This is a genomic window from Pseudomonas sp. 5Ae-yellow (genome assembly GCF_014077575.1).
Classification (GTDB): Bacteria; Pseudomonadota; Gammaproteobacteria; order Pseudomonadales; family Pseudomonadaceae; genus Halopseudomonas; species Halopseudomonas neustonica.
In genome coordinates, this window is the sequence record NZ_JACGWE010000005.1 from 108099 (window position 1) to 126313 (window position 18215).

The 18215-nt window shown below is 58.3% G+C and carries 26 protein-coding genes; 6 read left to right on the forward strand and 20 right to left on the reverse strand.

Features of this window, described 5'->3' with window-relative positions:
• The first annotated feature begins 57 nt into the window (after positions 1-57).
• Together H4J77_RS05180 and H4J77_RS05185 are read left to right on the forward strand one after the other, a co-directional pair.
• A complete protein-coding gene (locus H4J77_RS05180; protein WP_182247344.1) occupies positions 58-1209 on the forward strand; it encodes a TDT family transporter in 1152 nt (383 codons plus the stop codon).
• Between the two features lie 83 nt (positions 1210-1292).
• Positions 1293-2939, forward strand: coding sequence for an FMN-binding glutamate synthase family protein (locus tag H4J77_RS05185; protein WP_182247346.1), 1647 nt, complete (start codon positions 1293-1295; stop codon positions 2937-2939).
• On the opposite strand, the gene H4J77_RS05190 is transcribed toward H4J77_RS05185, so the two are convergent.
• Positions 2936-3925: a DUF2891 domain-containing protein gene (locus H4J77_RS05190; protein ID WP_182247348.1), complete on the reverse strand. Its 990-nt coding sequence runs from the start codon at positions 3923-3925 to the stop codon at positions 2936-2938. The two genes, H4J77_RS05185 and H4J77_RS05190, sit on opposite strands and share 4 nt — an antisense overlap.
• 2 nt (positions 3926-3927) lie before the next feature.
• On the reverse strand, positions 3928-4356 hold the full coding sequence (locus tag H4J77_RS05195; RefSeq protein WP_182247350.1) for a hypothetical protein: 429 nt from the start codon (positions 4354-4356) through the stop codon (positions 3928-3930).
• 129 nt (positions 4357-4485) lie between these two features.
• Between H4J77_RS05195 and pip the strand changes: the two genes are divergently transcribed.
• Positions 4486-5457, forward strand: coding sequence for a prolyl aminopeptidase (pip, locus tag H4J77_RS05200; RefSeq protein ID WP_123888259.1), 972 nt, complete (start codon positions 4486-4488; stop codon positions 5455-5457).
• A 1-nt stretch (position 5458) separates the two neighbouring features.
• A complete protein-coding gene (dtd, locus tag H4J77_RS05205; protein WP_182247352.1) occupies positions 5459-5896 on the forward strand; it encodes a D-aminoacyl-tRNA deacylase in 438 nt (145 codons plus the stop codon).
• 650 nt (positions 5897-6546) lie between these two features.
• Here dtd and H4J77_RS05210 read toward each other — a convergent pair.
• The 3 genes from H4J77_RS05210 to H4J77_RS05220 all read right to left on the reverse strand — a co-directional run bounded on the left by H4J77_RS05210 (position 6547) and on the right by H4J77_RS05220 (position 8406).
• A complete protein-coding gene (locus tag H4J77_RS05210; RefSeq protein ID WP_259364742.1) occupies positions 6547-6891 on the reverse strand; it encodes a GlpM family protein in 345 nt (114 codons plus the stop codon).
• Positions 6892-7027: 136 nt separating this feature from the next.
• Positions 7028-7615 carry a 2-hydroxychromene-2-carboxylate isomerase gene (locus tag H4J77_RS05215; RefSeq protein WP_182247356.1) on the reverse strand — a complete coding sequence of 196 codons (588 nt, stop codon included), beginning with the start codon at positions 7613-7615 and terminating at the stop codon, positions 7028-7030.
• Positions 7616-7674: 59 nt separating this feature from the next.
• Complete coding sequence (locus H4J77_RS05220) at positions 7675-8406, reverse strand: SDR family oxidoreductase (RefSeq protein WP_123891356.1); 732 nt, start codon at positions 8404-8406, stop codon at positions 7675-7677.
• A 110-nt stretch (positions 8407-8516) separates the two neighbouring features.
• On the opposite strand from H4J77_RS05220, the gene H4J77_RS05225 reads away from it, so the two are divergent.
• Positions 8517-8996: a helix-turn-helix domain-containing protein gene (locus tag H4J77_RS05225; protein ID WP_182247358.1), complete on the forward strand. Its 480-nt coding sequence runs from the start codon at positions 8517-8519 to the stop codon at positions 8994-8996.
• Positions 8997-9017: 21 nt separating this feature from the next.
• On the opposite strand, the gene H4J77_RS05230 is transcribed toward H4J77_RS05225, so the two are convergent.
• From H4J77_RS05230 to H4J77_RS05300, 15 genes are all read right to left on the reverse strand, one after another.
• On the reverse strand, positions 9018-9413 hold the full coding sequence (locus H4J77_RS05230) for a GFA family protein (RefSeq protein ID WP_182247360.1): 396 nt from the start codon (positions 9411-9413) through the stop codon (positions 9018-9020).
• 11 nt (positions 9414-9424) lie between these two features.
• Positions 9425-9757, reverse strand: coding sequence for a multidrug efflux SMR transporter (locus H4J77_RS05235; protein WP_182247362.1), 333 nt, complete (start codon positions 9755-9757; stop codon positions 9425-9427).
• 59 nt (positions 9758-9816) lie between these two features.
• Complete coding sequence (locus tag H4J77_RS05240) at positions 9817-10029, reverse strand: hypothetical protein (protein WP_123891352.1); 213 nt, start codon at positions 10027-10029, stop codon at positions 9817-9819.
• Positions 10026-10235 (reverse strand): DUF4177 domain-containing protein, encoded by a 210-nt coding sequence (locus H4J77_RS05245; protein WP_218565813.1) that lies wholly within the window; start codon positions 10233-10235, stop codon positions 10026-10028. The genes H4J77_RS05240 and H4J77_RS05245 overlap by 4 nt, the downstream gene beginning before the upstream one ends.
• A gap of 87 nt (positions 10236-10322) precedes the next feature.
• Positions 10323-10703: a VOC family protein gene (locus H4J77_RS05250; protein WP_123891350.1), complete on the reverse strand. Its 381-nt coding sequence runs from the start codon at positions 10701-10703 to the stop codon at positions 10323-10325.
• Positions 10704-10837: 134 nt separating this feature from the next.
• Complete coding sequence (locus H4J77_RS05255; protein WP_182247364.1) at positions 10838-11230, reverse strand: DoxX-like family protein; 393 nt, start codon at positions 11228-11230, stop codon at positions 10838-10840.
• Between the two features lie 9 nt (positions 11231-11239).
• Positions 11240-11713, reverse strand: coding sequence for a DUF2269 domain-containing protein (locus tag H4J77_RS05260; protein ID WP_182247366.1), 474 nt, complete (start codon positions 11711-11713; stop codon positions 11240-11242).
• Between the two features lie 5 nt (positions 11714-11718).
• Positions 11719-12849, reverse strand: coding sequence for a saccharopine dehydrogenase family protein (locus tag H4J77_RS05265; protein WP_220469259.1), 1131 nt, complete (start codon positions 12847-12849; stop codon positions 11719-11721).
• On the reverse strand, positions 12846-13208 hold the full coding sequence (locus tag H4J77_RS05270; protein ID WP_182247367.1) for a hypothetical protein: 363 nt from the start codon (positions 13206-13208) through the stop codon (positions 12846-12848). Before H4J77_RS05270 ends, H4J77_RS05265 begins: the two co-directional genes overlap by 4 nt.
• An 81-nt stretch (positions 13209-13289) precedes the next feature.
• On the reverse strand, positions 13290-13709 hold the full coding sequence (locus tag H4J77_RS05275) for a hypothetical protein (protein WP_182247368.1): 420 nt from the start codon (positions 13707-13709) through the stop codon (positions 13290-13292).
• Between the two features lie 122 nt (positions 13710-13831).
• Complete coding sequence (locus H4J77_RS05280; protein WP_123891345.1) at positions 13832-14461, reverse strand: SDR family oxidoreductase; 630 nt, start codon at positions 14459-14461, stop codon at positions 13832-13834.
• Positions 14462-14578: 117 nt separating this feature from the next.
• The gene (locus H4J77_RS05285) at positions 14579-14974 is read right to left on the reverse strand and encodes a DUF1090 domain-containing protein (protein WP_182247369.1); all 396 of its coding nucleotides are present in this window, start codon (positions 14972-14974) and stop codon (positions 14579-14581) included.
• Positions 14975-15183: 209 nt separating this feature from the next.
• A complete protein-coding gene (locus H4J77_RS05290) occupies positions 15184-15489 on the reverse strand; it encodes a DUF2845 domain-containing protein (RefSeq protein ID WP_182247370.1) in 306 nt (101 codons plus the stop codon).
• Positions 15490-15605: 116 nt separating this feature from the next.
• Positions 15606-16526 carry a hypothetical protein gene (locus H4J77_RS05295; protein ID WP_182247371.1) on the reverse strand — a complete coding sequence of 307 codons (921 nt, stop codon included), beginning with the start codon at positions 16524-16526 and terminating at the stop codon, positions 15606-15608.
• Positions 16527-16615: 89 nt separating this feature from the next.
• Positions 16616-17590, reverse strand: a complete 975-nt coding sequence (locus H4J77_RS05300; protein ID WP_123891341.1) for a nitronate monooxygenase family protein — start codon at positions 17588-17590, stop codon at positions 16616-16618.
• Between the two features lie 255 nt (positions 17591-17845).
• Here H4J77_RS05300 and H4J77_RS05305 point away from each other — a divergent pair, with 255 nt between their 5' ends.
• Entirely contained in the window at positions 17846-18193 is a 348-nt protein-coding gene (locus H4J77_RS05305; protein WP_123891340.1) for a hypothetical protein, read from the forward strand.
• Positions 18194-18215: the final 22 nt, after the last annotated feature.

The window sequence follows — 18215 nt, forward strand, 5'->3', positions numbered from 1 at the left end:
CTTATATCGATATGAGAGGGCTATATAATTAAATGGAATTTAATCGGAGCTCATCTCATGTTTGCCAGATTAGCGAGCAGCGGCTTGCTGCAAATACGCCCTTTACGTCAGTTGGAGCACCCGCGTGAGGTGATACGGCAGTTCACGCCAAACTGGTTCGCCGTCACTATGGGAACCGGCATTTTGGCGCTGGCTTTGCCGCAGTTACCCTTACCCGGCATGCAACTGGTGGGGCGCACCCTTTGGTTAATCAATATCGGCCTCTTCTGCCTGTTCATGCTTTTGTACGCAGCGCGCTGGCTGTTCTTCTTCCATGAAGCCAAGCGAGTGTTCGGCCACGCTACCGTCTCGATGTTTTTTGGCACCATTCCCATGGGATTGGCGACTATTATCAATGGGGTGCTGGCCTTCGGTGTGCCTTACTGGGGGGAGCAACTGGTCGCAGTGGCGCTGCCGCTGTGGTGGTTCGACGTCGCGCTTGCGCTCATCTGCGGCGTCAGCATTCCTTACCTGATGTTTACGCATCAGGAGCACAGCATTGATCAGATGACGGCCGTTTGGCTTCTCCCTGTTGTCGCAGCTGAGGTTGCTGCCGTTAGCGGGGGGCTGCTGATACCTTATCTGGCGGGCGAACAGGCATACCAGGTGCTGATTGTCAGTTATGTCCTCTGGGCCTATTCGGTGCCAGTGGCCCTGAGTATTCTGGTCATCCTGCTATTGCGCATGGCGGTACACAAATTACCGCATCAGAATATGGCGGCGTCCAGCCTGCTGTCACTCGGCCCCATTGGTACTGGAGCATTGGGTCTGCTGGTGCTGGGCGCCGACGCGGCTAGCGTATTGGCCGCACGCGGTATGGAAACAGTCGGCATGGTCGCGCAGGGGGTGGGCGTTATTGGCGGACTTTTGCTCTGGGGTTTGGGTTTATGGTGGCTGCTATTGGCATTATTAATCACCATCCGTTATTTCCGTCATGGGGTTCCCTTCAACCTTGGATGGTGGGGATTTACCTTCCCAGTGGGCGTATACGCCCTGGCCACACTCAAGCTCGGCAGCGTATTGCAACTCGGGTTTTTCAATAAGATGGGGGTCGCACTGGTGATTCTGCTGGCGCTCATGTGGTTGATGGTGGCGACTCGCACCTTGAGGGGGGCCTGGCGGGGCGGCTTGTTTGTCTCTCCCTGTATTGCGGCGGCCTGTGCGCGCTGACCCGGCGGCATTGGTCGTATAGGGGCGGGGAGGATATGCTATGACTCGAATATCCCCCTGCCTTATCGACAAAGGATGGCTGTATGCAATTACCAGCGTCAGCGCTGCGTTATGTTCCCTATCTGTTTTGCCTGATCGGCGCGCTGATCAGCCTCGGGCTTAGCTTCGTTTCACTGCTGTGGCTATTGGCTGCCGTGCCGCTGTCTTTGCTGGCGCTGATGGGTACCTGGGATGTGCTGCAAAAGCGCCGCACTATCAGTCGTAACTACCCGGTAGTGGCGCACTTCCGTTATTTGCTCGAGTCGATCGGGCCTGAGTTACGGCAATACTTTATCCAGTCCGATACCGATGAACTGCCGTTCTCGCGTGAGCAGCGCAACATCGTTTATCAGCGCGCCAAGAATATTCTCGACAAGAAGCCCTTTGGCTCACTGATTCCCATGAACGCCGAGGGTTACGAGTGGATGAATCATTCGCTGGCGCCGGTGGATATTATTGATAAGGACTTTCGCATTCCGGTGGGCAGTCACCCGAAAACACTTAAACCCTACGATGTGAGTGTGTTCAATATCTCGGCCATGAGCTTTGGTTCACTGTCGGCTAACGCGATTTTGGCGCTCAATAGCGGCGCTAAGAAAGGCGGTTTCTATCATGATACCGGCGAAGGCTCGATCTCGCGTTACCACCGCGAGCCCGGCGGCGATCTGGTGTGGGAGATCGGCTCTGGCTACTTTGGCTGCCGCAAACCCGATGGCAGCTTTGATCCCGATCGCTTCGCTCGTAACGCGCAGCTTGATCAGGTGAAAATGATCGAGATCAAGCTGTCGCAGGGTGCCAAGCCGGGGCACGGCGGTATTCTTCCCGCCGCCAAGGTGACCGCAGAAATCGCTGCGGCTCGCGGTGTCGCCGTAGGTGAGGATGTGGTCTCACCGGCCGCGCACTCTGCCTTTCATACGCCGCTGGAGTTGATGGCCTTCATTGCCCAACTACGCGAACTGTCAGGCGGCAAGCCGGTCGGGTTCAAGCTGGCCATCGGGCACCCCTGGGAATGGTTCGGGATTGCCAAGGCCATGCTGGAAACCGGTGAACGGCCAGACTTTATCGTGGTGGATGGGGGCGAAGGCGGCACCGGCGCCGCGCCGCTGGAGTTCATAAATCGCCTGGGCATGCCCATGACCGATGCCTTGCTGCTGGTGCATAACACCCTGGTCGGCGCCAACCTGCGTGAGGATATTGCGCTGGGTGCTGCGGGTAAAATTACCAGCGCCTTCAACATCGCCCGCACGCTGGCCCTCGGTGCAGACTGGTGCAACGGTGCGCGTGGCTTCATGTTCTCGCTGGGCTGTATTCAAAGCTTGAGTTGCCATAACGATAAATGCCCTAGCGGCGTGGCAACACAGGACCCGAGCCGCGGCGGCAAGCTGGACGTGGCGGACAAAAGCGAGCGGGTTTATCACTTCCATCGCAACACGGTGGCCGCCTTGGCCAATCTGCTGGAAGCCGCCGGTTTGAGTCACCCGCGCGAGTTGGGACCGGAGCACATCATGCGTCGCGTCAACAAGTATGAGGTGCAGCCTTACGGTGAGCTGTTTCAGTTCCTGGAGCCGGGCGCATTGCTGGATGGGCGTGCCGAGTTGCCCGTGTTCAAGAAGTATTGGGCGCAGGCGTGCGCCGATAGCTTTGGCGCGCCGGAGTTCATGCTCAGACTGCGTGAAACCAAGCTACGTTAATGCGCCGTCTGTAACGCCAGCAGGGCAAAGGTGGCGAGCCAGTGCTCGCCCATATAGTCGCCGTCGATATGCGGCAGGCTGGCTTGCAGATGAGCCGCTGCGCTGGCTTGCATGCGCTTTTGCAGGGTGGCTGGTTGGGCGGTTGCCAGTGCCTGCAGACACCAGGCGCGGCTGAGGTTGAGTCCATCCAGGTGCGCCAGCTTGCCATCGCTGCGGTCGCGACTCTGGACTGGCGTCAACAGGCTAGCAGGCTGGCCCTGCTCCAGTCGCGGTAGAAACTCGCTAAACCACCGCTGGAACTCCGTTTTGGGCAGCACACGTTGCATCAGCGCTGCTTCCTGCAGCGCGGGTGAGAGAAAGTCTTCGCCGCCGGGCTCCCACGCCTGGCAATCGCGATCGTCACGATAAAACGCCTGCGCACTATGTATGATCTGCGCGCTTAGCGCGGCATGCCCACAGGACTCGGCGTAGTCGAGTGCGAGCAGCAAGGCAAAGGCGGTGTTGTTGTGCGCGCCGCTGCGGATCGGCGCGCTCAGGCGCGGCAGGTAGTCGCACAGACGTTGTGCCAGATGCGCAGCAAGCGGTTGTAATGCACTAGCCCAAGCTGCTTTGTCGGCACTCAGCTCAGCCTGCAGTTTGAGTAACCAGGCCCAGCCATAAGGGCGCTCAAAGCTTGCCTTTTGGGGTTGTTGAAAAAACGCCAACTCCCGCTCCAGCTTCGCTTGAGTCAGTTGCTGATCAAACAGCGCCTCAATAGCGATGGCTTCGGCCAGCTCAGGCTGTAGTCGTCGAATGCGCGCCAGCAGCCAATAGCTGTGTACACAGGAGTGCCAGTCATAACTGCCATAAAACACCGGATGCAGCTGGCTGGGCGGCAACAGGTCTGCCGCCGATTGCAGGCGCATAGGTTCGCTATGTGGGTACTCACGTGTGACATGGCCCAGCGCGATACGGGCCAGCGCGGCCAGCTGCGCGGCATCAAGCATCGTCAGCGGATCCGCTGCCAGTCAATATCGCGTAACAGCCACTCGCCGGTATCATCCAGCCAGAGCAGGCGAATATCGTACTGACCGGCGCTCTCGGGCAAAAAACGCTCGGCGCCGGTCAGGGTCACCCGCGCCTTGGTTTCGGCGCGCTCGGGGTAGCCGGGATCGATCTGCGTATCCTGACTACTGACCAACACATTGATGCGCTGGTGCTGCAAAAACATCAGCCGCAGATTGCGCTCCACCCAGGCATTATCGAATTGATCCTGGGCGCTGAATTCGGGATGCAGCAGCGCGGTTACCTGCTCGCGGTCGCGGGATTCTATGCCGTCCTGCAGTTGCGTAATGGCCTGATTCAGGCGTTCATCCGGCGAGGAGGGGCCGCAGGCGCAAAGGGTCAGCGTGATTAGCAGAATAAGTAGCGTGCGCACAGGTGACAGCAGCCTCGCAGGTCAGTAATGTGATGCTTTATCCAGATAGCGGCGCGGGCGCGGAGGAGAGGGCAGCACTACTCTAAAGCAGCAAGTCCGTCGCGTTGGCGCACAGGCCAGGAGCCCATCATGCAATTGTTGTATCCGGAGATCAAACCCTACGCCCGTCACGAGCTGGCAGTGGCCCCACCGCATGTTCTCTACGTCGATGAAAGTGGTCAGGAAGATGGCTTGCCGGTGGTGTTTATTCATGGCGGTCCGGGTGCCGGTTGTGATGCCCTCAGCCGACGCTTCTTTGATCCGTCGATCTATCGCATCATCACCTTTGATCAGCGCGGCTGCGGACGTTCCACCCCGCATGCCAATCTGGAGCACAACACCACGGCCGACCTGGTCGCAGATATGGAAGTACTGCGCGAGCACCTGGGTATCGAGAAGTGGGTACTCTTTGGTGGTTCCTGGGGCTCCACCCTGGCGCTGGCTTATGCGCAGGCGCATCCGGACCGGGTTATGGGCATGGTGTTGCGCGGTATCTTCCTGTGCCGTGATCAGGATATTCGCTGGTTCTACCAAGAGGGCGCCAGCCACATCTTCCCCGACTTCTGGGAAGACTACCTGGATCTGATCCCCGAGGAAGAGCGCGACGATATGGTCGCCGCCTACTATCGCCGCCTCACCGGTAACGATGAGATCTGCCGCATGCATGCCGCCAAGGCCTGGTCGATTTGGGAAGGCCGCTGCGCCACCTTGCGACCCAGCCCACAGGTGATAGACCGCTTTAGTGATGCCCGCCGCGCCTATGCCATCGCGCGTATCGAGTGTCATTACTTCGCCAACAAGACCTTCCTTGAGCCCAATCAGTTGCTCAACAATATGCCGAGTATTGAACATATTCCCGGCATCATAGTGCACGGCCGCTACGATATGGTCTGTCCGCTGGATAACGCCTACGCACTGCATCAAGCCTGGCCGAGTAGCGAACTGAACATTATTCGCGACGCCGGTCACGCGGCTTCCGAGCCGGGCATTGCCGATGCCTTGGTGCGCGCGACGGGTGATATGGCCAAGCGCCTACTGGATTTGGCACCGCAGGCCGAATGAGATGAAGGGACTACTGCAGCGGGTGCGTCAGGCCCGCGTCGAGGTCGACGGTGAAGTGGTCGGCGCGATAGACCAAGGCTTGCTGGTCTTGGTCGGCATCGAGCCGCAAGACACCGAGGCAAGCGCGGACAAACTGCTCAAGCGGCTACTCGACTACCGGGTATTCAACGATGCCGATGGCCGCATGAATGATTCCCTGCGGCAGGTGCAAGGCGGGTTGTTGCTGGTCTCGCAGTTCACCCTAGCCGCCGACACGCGCAAGGGTCTACGCCCCGGCTTCTCAACCGCCGCGCCACCAGCGCAGGCTGAGGTGCTGTTCAATTATCTGGTGAGCCAGGCTCAGGCGCTGCACGCGCCGGTGGCGACAGGGCGGTTTGGGGCGGATATGCAGGTGCATCTGGTGAATGATGGGCCGGTGACCATTATGCTTGAGACCTGATCGCTTATCGGGTGCGGCCAAGCTTTTATTGCGCTGAGCAATGGCTGGTTATTTTGGTTGTTACCAAGCGCGTTTTTCGCCTTTTCCGGCGAGTCACTTTTCTTTGAATGGCCAAAGAAAAGATAACCAAAAGAAATGCACGCGACCAGATTGGGCCACCAAGCTGGCCTGCGGCTTCCCTGCGTTACTCGGTGTTGAGCGCGCCTGCGGAACTCGGCGCTTCGCACCTCAGGCTAGGCGCCCCCAACATTCCTCGGCTTAATCGCTCAACCCCTGCGTTAATCGGCAGCTTGGAAGGGGGAATCACTGGTCGAGCACGGCGTGGTTTTCGAGTTTGGTTGTTTTGGTCAAGATTTAAACACCAAAACCCACGTTTGCAGGGCCCACCAGTTCCCATCTGAGCGGGCGAGTAGCGCAGAGCTGCCGGGAAAAAGATGCTCGCGGTGTCTGAGCGAAGCGAGTTTGCGAGTATCCCCGGCAGGTCGAGCAACGCAGCGAACCCGGAGGGCCGCGCAGCTGGGTGCCCTGGGGGATCGCTAAGGGGGCATGGGCAAGCATGCCCCCTTGGCTCGCCTAGAGGCGAAAGCGGAAATCAGCTAACCAAAGACGTTTCAACACTGCACGGCTGCGATAGCCATCCGGAATAGCCATTACCCCAACGAATAAACCCGCGACCAAACATAAATCAGCACCGCCGCCGCCACAGTCCAGGCCACTACCGCCAACACCAGCGTGGTAATCAAACTGAATCGCTGACTAAACCAGGCAATCGAAATCAGATACAGCGCGTAGGGAATCAGCGACCACAGACCAAACAGCGCCGTGCTACGCAGGTCACTCGACAGCCGCTGGGTGCCGATGATGTAGTGGGCGATGATGGTGAAGGTCGGAAAAAGCGGCACCAGGCCAGCGATATAAAAGCTTTTTGATTTCGCCAGCAGTGCGATCAACAGCACTGCGAGCGCACCCATTACACACTTTAGCGCAAGGGACAGCATGGTGATTATTCCGACCAAAAGGGGATTAAGCGCTAACTTATGCCTGCCGCCTGGTTCCGTCAATTACCACTTTGTAGCAAATGATCTGCATGTGACCTGCGGCGCACATACGCGGCTGCAGGGAGCGCGGAGCTTAGTTGCTGGCTGCCGCCTCGACCCACTCCAGCCGATCCTGGCCAAAGAACATGTCATCGCCAACAAAGAAGGTCGGTGCGCCAAAAACGCCTCGGCTGACTGCCTCTTCGGTGGCTTTCTTGAGTTGTTCTTTCACCGCCGGATCGCTGGCTTTGGTCATCACCTCAGCTGGATCAAAACCACCCTTGGCCAATACCTTGCCGACTACCTCCGGTTGCCCCATATCCAGCTCATCGATCCACATGGCGTTGAAAACCGTGGTCAGGTAACGCTCGAAATCAGCGGTGCCTTGATAAGCCATTGCGCCGCGCATCAGGTGCAGGGTGTTGATAGGAAAGAAGGGGTTCTGGTTCAGGGTCACGCCGTAACGATTGGCGTAGCGCTGCATGTCGATGCGGCTGTAATTGCCCTTGGCGGGTACGGTGGCGGGAGAGCTGTTGCCGGTAGCCATAAACACGCCGCCGAGCAACATGGGCTTCAGCTCGACGCGGGCACCGGTGCGCTGCGCCAGGGCATCAAGTTGGGTCCAGGCCAGATAGCTGGCGGGGCTGCCAACGTCGAAGTAGAACTCGATTGTTTTGCTCATGATGTGGGTACTCCCAGAGAAAATAGGTTGTTAGCGCTAAAGGAATTCTTTGTGCGTTGTCAGAACGTTTCCATCCAGGGGCGCAGATCCAGCTCGTGGGTCCAGCTGTCGCGTGGCTGGGCGTGAATGGCCCAGTATTGATCGGCAATGTGTTCTGGATTGAGGATGCCATCCTGCTCTTTCAGGGCATAGCGTTCAGGAAAGGTGTCGCGGATAAAGGCGGTATCAATGGCACCGTCGATTATTGGATGGGCCACATGAATGCCTTTGGGGCCCAGCTCGCGGGCCATGCTCTGGGCCAGTGCGCGCAGTGCGAACTTGGCGCTGGCAAAGGCCGAGAAGCCCGAGCCACCGCGCAGTGATGCGGTCGCGCCGGTAAAGATAATGGTGCCCTTGCCGCGCGGCAGCATTACCTTGGCAGCCTCACGTCCAGTCAGAAAGCCAGAGAACGCCGCCATTTCCCATACCTTGCGATACACCCGCGCGGTGGTTTCGGTGATGCTGAAATGCACGTTGGCGCCGATGTTGAAGATCACCACCTCTACCGGGCCGATGTCGCGCTCGATCTGCTCAAACAGCGCAGTCATTTCTTCTTCGCTGCGCGCGTCGCAGCCAAAAGCATGTGCCTTGCCACCTTCGTGCTCGATCTGGCTGACCAGCTCGCTGAGGCTGTCGACATTGCGACGGGTAACACACAGGGTAAAACCTTCGCGCGCAAAGCGGCGGGCAATGGCGCCACCGGTGGCGTCGCCGGCACCGATTACTACGGCGACGGGGCAGGGAGCATTCATACGCAGTTCCTCTTGTTGTCAGTTGGTTCCTTTAAAGAACTAACCAAATAGTCGGTTTCTTTTTGGAACTTGTCAAGCTAGGCTGGAGCCTTCACAACCGAGGACCAATCATGCGCTGGGAAGAACTCGATCAACAGCCCTGCTCCCTGTCACGCACTCTGTCCGTCATCGGCGACCGCTGGACGCTACTGGTGCTGCGCGACTGCTTTCTCGGCGTGCGCCGCTTTGATGGCTTTGAAAAACGACTTGGCGTCACTCGCCACTTGTTGGCCGATCGTTTGAAAAAACTGGTAGAGCACGAGGTGCTGCAGAAAGTGCCTTATCAACAGCGGCCGCTGCGAGAGGAGTATCGTTTGACGGACAAAGGTCTGGCGCTGCACCCGGTGATCATGTCGCTGGTTAGTTGGGGCGATACCTATATGGCCGATGAGCGTGGCGCGCCCATCGAGCATACCCATAAGGCTTGCGGTAAACGCATGAAGCCGGTGATGGTCTGTTCAGAGTGTTCAGAGCCGGTGGGAGCGCGAGATATTCAGGTAGCGGTTGGCGCGGCCTTTGGTGACGAGGTCACCCAGCTGCTGGCAACCTGAGCGCCAGACTGCCAAAGCGATTCAACCCGGCTCGGCGCAGTCGTATTCTGTCAGTTGCTGGTCTAACTGATACCAGGGCGCTTTTTCGCTTAGCCAGATATGGCTGCGTTCGGTGCTCTGCGGATCATCGTCCAGCGTTCCCAGGCGCAGAACCAGATGGGCGGTGCCATCACGTTTGGCATAGATTTGACTGCCGCAGCCAGAGCAGAAGTAGCGTGCCTTGTCTGGCGACGAGCGGTAGTGGCTGAGCATTTCGTTGCCCTGCAATTCAAAGTCGCTGTCGGCTACGGCGGCAACACTGGAGAAGGCTGCGGCATGGGCTTTGCGGCAGGTTGCGCAGTGACAATGAACGATGTCACCGATGGGGCCGTTGACGCGATAGCGGATAGCTCCGCACAGACAGCTGCCCTTGTGCATGGCTGAAACCCTCAGTGTCCGGTCGTGCTGGAGAACAGATTAATCACCATCACCCCGGCCATGATCATGCCCATACCAATCAGTGCCGGTAGGTCCAGCTTTTGCCCATAGAGCATCCAGGCCACCAGCGATATCAGCACAATACCCACGCCCGACCAAATCGCGTAGGCGATGCCGACAGGGATGGTTTTGAGCGTCAGCGACAGAAAGTAGAACGACACCAGATAGCCAATAACCACAACCACTGACGGCAGCGGTTTGCTGAAGCCCTCGCTGGCTTTCAGTGCCGAGGTGGCAATGACTTCCGTCACGATGGCAGTAGCCAGGTAAAACCAGTGGTTCATGCACTGCATCCCGGTTGTGTCTATGGCCGCTGGGCCGGTTTAACGCGCTACCGCGCAATTTAGTCGATAAAGCCCTTGGTGCGCAGTTCCTTGTCCTGCAGGTACTCGCGCGTTACCAGGGTGACGCCGAGGCTGATGACAAACAAAATGCCCAAGGTGATGAGAACCTTGAAGAAGGCATCAGGGCTTAACAGCGCGAACCAGATCTGCGCAATCGCCAGCAGGCCGCCAGCGACAAATAATAGCAGGCAAATACCGGCGCCCCATTTCATCTTTCGCGCCCGAGGATGACCACGTAAGCCTCGCGCTTCCATAACAGCAGCATGCGGCGGATATCTTTTTCCATGGTCTGTACGCGCCAGCCGTCAGCGGCGTTCATATTCAAAAAATCGGTAAACTTGACCGGGTTGACCTTAGAGTTGCCCAGTAGCAACGAGCCCAGCATGCCTTCCTGGTAAATCACGACCTTGTATTCCATTACGGCTTTCCGTGTAGTGTTTGAGTTGTGTGTCGCCATGACAGGCCGGCAGTGTGCAGACCGGTCACGGCGCTAACGCTTTGACGCTTAGGGCATGCGGTACATAGCGCAGATCTTGTTACCGGACGGGTCACGCAGGTAGGCCAGGTACAGCTTCATGCCGCCGCCTTCACGCACACCCGGCGGGTCTTCACAGGTAACCCCACCGTTGGCGAGACCAGCCGCATGCCAAGCATCAGCTTGCTCTGGGTTTTCAACAGCGAAGCCGATGGTGCTGCCGTTACCGTGGCTGGCTGACTCGCCATTGATTGGCTTGCTCAGAGCAAAGGTGCCGGTCTTGGTGAAGTAGAAGCAGCGGCCCTTGGGATCGATAACGCCCGGCTTGCAGCCGACTACGCCCAGAATAGCGTCGTAGAAGGTCTTGGAGGCTTCGATATCGTTAGCGCCAAGCATGACATGACTGAACATATTGGATCCTTTCGTTGTTGGATTTTATTCTTTAACCACTCGCCTAGCCTTCAACTAAATGCGTGTTCCGTCAATCCTTCTGATGGGGGAATCCATTTGCCTGATGATGCTCCAGCAGTTTGCCGGTGCTGTTGTCAGGTGCCGTCTGTGGCGCGTGTGGGTTGTTGCTGGCTGCTGTAAAGCAGCCAGATCAGCACCAGAATCGGCACATTTTTGGTGAGCGGACCAAAGGGGTGTAGCCAAAAGGCGGGTGCAATCAGCGTCAGCAGGATCGAGTAGTTGACGATAACCGCCAGCTGCAGCAGACAGCAGGCGCGCAGCGCACGGCCGCTGAGCAGCCAGAGACCAATGATCAGGTCGAGCAGGCTGCCAGCGAGTATCGTCAGCGCGGCGGCATCGGCGTGCAGATTGATGCGCGCCAGAACGTCAAAGCCGATATCACGGCCCAGGGTGACGGAAACCACAGCAGTAACGATCCACAGAAAGCTGAGGCTCCAGCGGGTAACGCGTTGCTGTTGTGATGTCATGGTCATTGCTCAGATCAGCGGCAGCGGCTTGAATACCATCAGCCAGAAAAGCACCACAATGGCGGCAAAGGCCGGGATGCCAAGTGCCGTCCAGCAGCGCATCAGCGGCGCAAAGGCCGGGTCCAGCTGACCGCTGTGTAACGCGCTGGCCGCCAACGCGCACAGCCGATACTGAATCACGACGACCGGCAGCCAGCACAGGCCAATAAACAGAAACAGCCCAAGCGCGGTGAAGAACCAGGGCGAGGTAAAACTCAGGCCAATACGCTGCATGAGCATTAGGCCGGTAGTGAACTGCACCACCACCGCCGGTGCGGTAAATAGCCAGTCGGCGAGCACCACGTGACGCGTGGTGATGGCCAGTGCCTGCAGGTTGCCTGAACGGTGCGCCATATACATGAAAAAGGCGATACCCGTGCCGGTGCCAGCGAGCACCGCAGCACTCAGGATATGCAGCAGTTTCAGCAGCAGATAATTATCCATGCCGCTTATCCACGGGTTTCTTCACTGTGCTGGTAGATGGCGAGTGGTTCCACTTCGCGTGCAAAGTCGGCCATCGAATAGAGGTTCATGCAGGGCGTAGCGCCAACCGAGGTCAGCTCGCCAGAAATCAGCTTACGCGCCAGAATCAGGGCTGACAGCGTGGGTATGTAAGGACCAATACCATCGGTGGCGCCCAATACCCACTTGATATGCAGCGGCTGCTGTTGCTGATCAAGGCCGCGCAGGTTGATTTGCATGCCACCCGTGTCGGTGCCCCAGCGTATGAACCACTCGCTGGCGCTGACAATCGGTCTGGTCCAGCGCGACCAGTCACGCACGAGGCCCAGCCTTGCCATCCATGCCATCAGGTACATGCCATAGTGCAGCAGCGGCAACTCAAGGCCAGCTTGAAAGGCCACATTGCGCAACGTGGGGTAGGCGAGTGGCAGTAGCTCCAGGTCGGGTATGTCGATGTTGGCCAGTGGTCGAGTGCCGATAGTGTCGTCAAATAGCATTGTGCGCGGTGACATCCAGCCATACACCTGCGCCCAGTTGCCGTCGCGCCAGACACGAATGGGGTGTCCGGTGTAAGACAAGATGCCGCCGACCGTCGCTTCGCCGCGCTCAGCCTGATTACCTGGTGCAATAGAGAAATCGATATCATCCAGGCGCGAAAAGCGCTCGGCAAAATGCGCAATGACACACGACGACATGCCCGGGACCGAGCTGGCGCCCGACACCAGCAACACCTTGGCTGCCTGAGCGGCGGCATCCAGTTGGCTAATATCACAGACAAAGCGGCGATCGTCGGCCAGGTCTATGTAGTGGCAGCCCACCGCAATACAAGCTTCTGGCACGCGGTAGTCCTGCCCCTGAAACGGGCCGCCGGTGTGGATCAGCAGGTCCGGCTGCAGCGCCTTTAGTTGCGCTGCCAAGTTCGGTGATTGTAGATCCAGTGCGGCGCTGGTTACCCTCGCCGATGCCTGCGCGCTAAGCGAATCGCGCAGCGCATTGGCCTTGGCTATGTTGCGACCGGCAATGATCAGCGTGACTTCCGCGCAGTCGCACAGTGAGCTGACGATGCGCTTCCCGAAGTTACCGTAGCCGCCCAGTATCAGTATGCGGCGCACGCTCATGGCTGACCACGAAACAGTGCCCGGCTACGCACAAAGGCGACCACGGCAAAGAGTATGAAGCCGACCCCCAGCAGCAGCGGGAAAGCACTGATGCCGTTAGGCGAAAAGAGTCCAAAGCCGGCAAACAACAATCCCATGAACAGAAAGAAGATCGGGCCAATAAGGATGTTCTTCGGCGCGGACGAGTAAATGCGTGCGCTTTGCTCAATGATCATGTTCATGGCTTCAACCTGCTGTTCGTGGCGGTCACGGCACGCCAGGCCGTGACCAAGATCAGCGGCGCAATCGACGCACAGCCCGCGGCTGCAGCATTTGCACAGACCAACGGCAACGTTATCGGGATGGTTAAAACAGTGCATGGTCACTCCTTTGATTACAGCTGTTACCTCGGATACGCCGTCAGTTACTGTCCTTGCAGCCCGCTAGCGCAGCGGCACGGCTTAATACTCGGCTGGGATGATACCGGCTGAGATCAACGCAAAAATTACCGCAAAGCTAACCGCGAGAAAAATCACCATGCACAACAAGGACACACCCAATACCAGCCAGTTGGATTGAAACTCCAGCTCGGGCGCATCAATGATGTCCTGCTTGCTGAACTGATACTTCTCGACCAGCATGCGCGAAACAACGACAAAGGCGACGGCAAATGGCAGCCCAGGTACGCTTTCTGGGATGAACGGTAGAATAGCCATCATGGCAACCATGAAGATGCCGCCATAGCGCACCGTCAGTTGTTCCTGCTCGGTGCGCTGGAGTACTCGAAAGTTGTGCTTCAGAAAATACAGCCCGGCCAGAGGGCCACCGAGGAAGGCCGCGGCCGCGGCCTGGTTGGGGGAGTAAACAGCTTGGGTAGACAAAGTAGGCTCCAGATAACAAAACGAAGACGGGCGGTCCCGACCCCGTCAAACAGGGCCGCGTAGCTTAACCCGCGGCCCGCCTGTGGGTCCAAACCCGGTTCACGTTTTGCTTGCTGGTGCGTTCAGGCAATCAGATCTGCTATTGCCGTTTCGCCTTTGTACAGCTCGTAGGTCACGTTCTTGCTTTGTCCCGTCTGCAATACACGGGTGATCACCTTGGCGACGTCAGTGCGGGAAATGCTCTGCGCATCAGGATTTTCCGGGCGACGTGTTGTGATCTGGCCGGTGCCGCCGTCATCGGTCAGCTTGCCGGGACGCAGAATGGTATAGGGCACGCCGGAGCGGATCAGGTACTCATCCGCCATGTGCTTGGCGACCAGGTACGGCTTGATGGGCGAGTCGATAGCGTCGGGGTTGTCTGCGCCACGTGAGCTGACTATCACAAAGTGTTTTACGTGGTGTTTGCGGGCGTAATCCACCGCCTTGCAGGCTGCCCACAGGTCAATCAGCAGCGTCTTATCGGGCCCGGTGCTGGCGCCTGAGCCGGCGGTAAAGACCACGCGATCACAGTCTTTGAAGGCATATTCAAAGTCGCTCTCCAGGTCGCCCTCAATTACATCGATACCCGAGATGCCAGCCAGCTTGTCGGGGCTGCGGGCCAGTGCAGCAAGCTCGATGCCTGCGTCTTTCAGCATGGGCAGCGTTAACAAACCTATGTTGCCCGTGCTGCCAATAACCAGTGTCTTGCTCATACCCTAGGTCCTTGCGTTAATGCATTGTATGCATGTTGAGTACGATATCGTCGATGAGTTCGCTCAGCAGGCTTGTGCTGTTGTCTGCGCGTTGCAGCCGCAGCTGATAGCGATAGCTCACTCCAGTTCGGTCAGCTGCTGTTGCAGCTCGGCTATCTTGCGGCGTTCTTCGGCCATCTTGCCTTCATACTTGGTGATCTTGTCTGCATCCGCATCCTGTTGGGCTTGCTTGAGGTCCGCCTGGTACTCCGCCAGATCTTGCTCGGCCTCGCTCAGTTCTTGCTGCAGATCGGTCTTGAGTTGCTCGTTCGAGCAGTGCGTTTTGGCGTTCTCAAGCGCGCGGGACAGGCCAGCCGCCTTGTAGTTGTTACCGTCGGCCTTTGCCTGGGCCAGCTCATGCTGAATTTCACAGAATTTGCGTTCGCAGCCCTGCATGGCCGCGCAGTCGGTGGCGGCAAATATGGGCGTGGCAACGAGGCTGAGCAGCACAACGAATGAAGCGGGTTTGAACATGGCGTGCCTACCTTGAGTGTGGAAAACGGGAGCAGACTGCATCATGGGTCTGTACTGTCACTCTAGACCATCACCGGCGACTGGAGTTCGCGCGTTTACCCAGTGACGGGCTGGTCAGACGGCATTAAATTGCGCCTTGCAAAGCCCACACGGTTTTGTATTTTCCGACAGCTAGCCAAGCCTGGCGGCGAACAGAGTTGGGTCCAGCATCAGCGGATCAGGGTTATCTTCACCAGCTCATTGCCCTCAAACTCCAGGCTCTGATAATTGCCCGAGACCTTGTAGATCCATTCTTCGATGTTCATCACGCGCACCCGGTTGCCTATGTGCTGGCGGTCAATGTAGCCGATGGTCTCGCGGGAGATAGGCTCGCCGCAGGATTGCAGTACCTTGAATTTGAGATCGCCTTCACGCACCAGGTTGGTACCGCAACGTAATGCGTAGGCGTTCATGCTGCACAGCAGCGAGCCCAGCAAAACCAGAAAGGATATCTGAAAACGGCGACGTGGCAGCATGGCTTGCGCCTCCTGTGGCAGTAGGTCGTGCCTTGATAGTCCCACCGCGCGGCGGTGCAATCAAGGCGACCCGTCTACTGCAGGGCGGCAACCGGGCGGCTGCCGCAGGCACAGACTTACGCTGAAGCTTCTGCCTCGTAGTTGGCGTAGGAGTGCTTCAGGGTAGCGTGGTTGAGCAGCATCTCGGCCTTGAGCACCTCGCCGCTGGCATCATAAATGCGCGACAGCACCCAGTAAGACTCGGTGCGCTTGCTCTCCGAGAGCGCGACCACTTCACGGCGGATCAGGTAGTCTTCACCCACCAGCAGCGGGCCATCGACCATACGGATTTCCTGATCGGCAAACAGCCCGATCACCGGCTGCTTGACCGGAAACTCGGCGGCCTTACTGGTGTATTCCGCCAGTACGCTAACCATCTCGGTCGGGATGACGGCGCGGCCCCACGGCGTCGCGCTGGCATCGGAATACCAATTGGAGTTCTCGGTGATGCCTTCGAGCTTCTGGTTCAACGAGAAAGGGTAGAGCTCGCCCATATGCTGGTCAGCATCCATGCGCACTTTCTCGTCTACCGCGCCCTTCATGCCCACGTGCAGATCAGACAGAATCACTAACTTCTCTGGTGCACGCAGCTTGGCCATACGCTCATACAACAGGCTTTCACCTGGCGCTGCGCCGATGCTGGCGCTGGCTTCCAGTACTGCTGTGCCGTCGGCTTTCTCAGCCCAGCAGCGCACGCGGGTAGCGCCCGGCGCAGGGCGCTCAACGAAGGCACGAACCTGTTCGCCCTCGACCACCATGTTCTGGAAGTGCGCTGAGAAACAGCCGCGCTCAAACCATTCCTGGCCCCAGATCTCGACCAGCATCGGGGTGAACATGCTGAAATGCGTAGGCCCTTCAATCGGGCCCGCACGAAAGCCCAGCTTCTCGGCCATGCTGTCGTCGTGAATCGAGGTGTGGCCGCTGTATTCCTGATCGGCCAGCATTTGTTTCGGCTCGCGCAACGGGCCGCAAAGGTAAAGCGGGGTATCAAAGCTCATGTGCAACTCCTGTAATCAATCGGTGCGGCCCTCTGGAAAAAAGGCTGGTCTGCCTGGCTTCTCAGAGGGGACCTGGTGCTGTGCGGCGCTTAGCCCAGCATGCCAGCCAGACGCTGACGAATAATGCCGTCGGCTTCGGCCATGATGCGGTCGATCAGCACTTTGGCGGTGGGGATGTCGTTGATCAGGCCTGCGACCATGCCGCAAGACCAGGCACCGGCATCCATGTCACCGGTTTTCATGATCTTCGGGTACACGCCAGCGACTTCATCGACGATATCTTCAAACTTGAGATCGGCACCCAGGCGGCGCTCTTTCTCCAGCAGGCGCTCAACGGCATCGTTGACCATCACCCGCTCGGTATTGCGCAGTGGGCGCATGACCAGGCGGGTATCCAGCTCGCTGGCCGCGACAATGGCCGCCTTCACGTTCTCGTGTACGGGGGCTTCCTGAGTAGCGATAAAGCGCGTGCCCATGTTCATGCCCTCGGCGCCCAGTGCCAGCGCGGCAACCAGCGAGCGACCATCGGCCATGCCACCGGAAGCAACAAAGGGGATTTTCAGCTCTTCTGCCGCGCGGGGCAGCAGAATGAAGTTGGGGATGTCGTCTTCACCGGGGTGACCGCCACATTCAAAGCCATCCACGCTGACCGCATCACAACCAATCGCCTCGGCCTTGAGCGCGTGGCGCACGGCGGTGCACTTGTGGATTACTTTAATGCCGTTTTCCTTGAGGATCGGCAACCACTTGGCCGGGTTGTTACCAGCGGTCTCGACCGCTTTCACGCCGCCCTTGATCAGCGCTTCGATATAGCCAGGGTAGTCGGGCTGTTTAACCGAGGGCAAAAAGGTCAGGTTCACGCCGAATGGCTTGTCGGTCATCTCGCGGCAGCGGCGGATCTCTTCGGCCAGCGCCTCGGGGTTGGGCTGCGTCAGTGCGGTGATCATGCCCAGGCCGCCGGCATTGGCAACCGCAGCGGCCAGCTCGGCGTAACCAACGTGATGCATGCCGCCCTGAATGATCGGATGCTCGATGCCAAAGAGTTCTGTGATACGGGTTTTCATGATGCGCAAGCCTCGCCTGTGCACTTACGGAGTAGGTGCAGGAATATGGGTAAGTTAACCCGTTGAGTTTAGGCGGGGCGGGTTAAGCGGGGCAAATACTCGGTTGCGCGTTATTCATGCCGGTTATGAAGCGGAGTCGTTTTGCTATCTATCAAGTCCGGCGGCGGCGCGCCAACTGCCGACAATACAGGCGTTGCGCGATATGATGGCCCGTTAACAGCCGCTGGGCGGCTACCTCATCGACAGGAAACCAGCATGAAATTCATCAAGTTCAGTGCCATATTGGCGTTCGCCGCCGTGCTCAGTGCCTGCGGCGGCCACGATTATGAAGGCGTCTATGAAACCCGCGCCGGCTCCAACAACGAATTGCTCAACTCCTTCGTCGAGATGGCCGGTGGCGAGAAGCTGGTGATTGGCTCGGACTATATCGAGTCACAGGGCAAGCGCACCCTGTTTGATGAGATCTTTGAGCGTGAGTCGGCAGGTGAGCACTACCTGGTATTCAAGACCGGTGAGACCGAAGAAGTCTGGAAGATAGTGGATAAAAACACCCTGATGCAGGGCGGCGGGCTAATGAGCATCAAATTGGTGCGGGTAGACTAGCGTCACATCTGCGCGGCCTGGC

Bases quoted from the DNA above. Each gene is read 5' to 3' on its own strand.
- H4J77_RS05250 (WP_123891350.1), bottom strand. From the start codon at position 10,703: ATGTTCAGTCATGTCATGCTTGGCGCTAACGATATCGAAGCCTCCAAG.
- H4J77_RS05290 (WP_182247370.1), bottom strand. From the start codon at position 15,489: ATGCTGCCACGTCGCCGTTTTCAGATATCCTTTCTGGTTTTGCTGGGC.
- H4J77_RS05270 (WP_182247367.1), bottom strand. From the start codon at position 13,208: ATGCACTGTTTTAACCATCCCGATAACGTTGCCGTTGGTCTGTGCAAA.
- H4J77_RS05280 (WP_123891345.1), bottom strand. From the start codon at position 14,461: ATGAGCAAGACACTGGTTATTGGCAGCACGGGCAACATAGGTTTGTTA.
- H4J77_RS05300 (WP_123891341.1), bottom strand. From the start codon at position 17,590: ATGAAAACCCGTATCACAGAACTCTTTGGCATCGAGCATCCGATCATT.
- H4J77_RS05225 (WP_182247358.1), top strand. From the start codon at position 8,517: ATGCGCTGGGAAGAACTCGATCAACAGCCCTGCTCCCTGTCACGCACT.
- H4J77_RS05185 (WP_182247346.1), top strand. From the start codon at position 1,293: ATGCAATTACCAGCGTCAGCGCTGCGTTATGTTCCCTATCTGTTTTGC.
- H4J77_RS05230 (WP_182247360.1), bottom strand. From the start codon at position 9,413: ATGCACAAGGGCAGCTGTCTGTGCGGAGCTATCCGCTATCGCGTCAAC.
- H4J77_RS05260 (WP_182247366.1), bottom strand. From the start codon at position 11,713: ATGGATAATTATCTGCTGCTGAAACTGCTGCATATCCTGAGTGCTGCG.
- H4J77_RS05265 (WP_220469259.1), bottom strand. From the start codon at position 12,849: ATGAGCGTGCGCCGCATACTGATACTGGGCGGCTACGGTAACTTCGGG.
- H4J77_RS05285 (WP_182247369.1), bottom strand. From the start codon at position 14,974: ATGTTCAAACCCGCTTCATTCGTTGTGCTGCTCAGCCTCGTTGCCACG.
- H4J77_RS05245 (WP_218565813.1), bottom strand. From the start codon at position 10,235: ATGGAATACAAGGTCGTGATTTACCAGGAAGGCATGCTGGGCTCGTTG.
- H4J77_RS05220 (WP_123891356.1), bottom strand. From the start codon at position 8,406: ATGAATGCTCCCTGCCCCGTCGCCGTAGTAATCGGTGCCGGCGACGCC.
- pip (WP_123888259.1), top strand. From the start codon at position 4,486: ATGCAATTGTTGTATCCGGAGATCAAACCCTACGCCCGTCACGAGCTG.
- dtd (WP_182247352.1), top strand. From the start codon at position 5,459: ATGAAGGGACTACTGCAGCGGGTGCGTCAGGCCCGCGTCGAGGTCGAC.
- H4J77_RS05190 (WP_182247348.1), bottom strand. From the start codon at position 3,925: ATGCTTGATGCCGCGCAGCTGGCCGCGCTGGCCCGTATCGCGCTGGGC.
- H4J77_RS05295 (WP_182247371.1), bottom strand. From the start codon at position 16,526: ATGAGCTTTGATACCCCGCTTTACCTTTGCGGCCCGTTGCGCGAGCCG.
- H4J77_RS05215 (WP_182247356.1), bottom strand. From the start codon at position 7,615: ATGAGCAAAACAATCGAGTTCTACTTCGACGTTGGCAGCCCCGCCAGC.
- H4J77_RS05235 (WP_182247362.1), bottom strand. From the start codon at position 9,757: ATGAACCACTGGTTTTACCTGGCTACTGCCATCGTGACGGAAGTCATT.
- H4J77_RS05255 (WP_182247364.1), bottom strand. From the start codon at position 11,230: ATGACATCACAACAGCAACGCGTTACCCGCTGGAGCCTCAGCTTTCTG.
- H4J77_RS05305 (WP_123891340.1), top strand. From the start codon at position 17,846: ATGAAATTCATCAAGTTCAGTGCCATATTGGCGTTCGCCGCCGTGCTC.
- H4J77_RS05240 (WP_123891352.1), bottom strand. From the start codon at position 10,029: ATGAAATGGGGCGCCGGTATTTGCCTGCTATTATTTGTCGCTGGCGGC.
- H4J77_RS05180 (WP_182247344.1), top strand. From the start codon at position 58: ATGTTTGCCAGATTAGCGAGCAGCGGCTTGCTGCAAATACGCCCTTTA.